At 43.4% G+C, this 219-nt stretch carries 1 protein-coding gene; it reads left to right on the top strand.

Annotated elements, in window-relative coordinates:
• Nucleotides 1-219 (top strand): hypothetical protein (locus V6252_RS13285; RefSeq protein WP_341610753.1); only part of this gene is annotated, 219 nt, incomplete at both ends.

Below are 219 nucleotides of genomic sequence, written 5' to 3' on the forward strand. Positions count from 1 at the left end.
ATGACAATTTTTCACCATATCGCACATTGCACCTGTTACCGAAAGATAGTCAGCTAGATAAGGATTCTATTGATGAAGCTGTTCTCAATAAAGGTGCGCTCAGTGTAGAAAAAGCTGACCCTGACTTTTCTACAACGTCACCGAAGCCCTTACATATCATGAACATGCTTCTACTCTGCCGCTCTGATGACAAGGTTCAACCTGACTGGTCAATAGGCG

Source organism: Psychrobacter proteolyticus (assembly GCF_038155145.1).
Lineage (GTDB): Bacteria > Pseudomonadota > Gammaproteobacteria > Pseudomonadales > Moraxellaceae > Psychrobacter > Psychrobacter proteolyticus_B.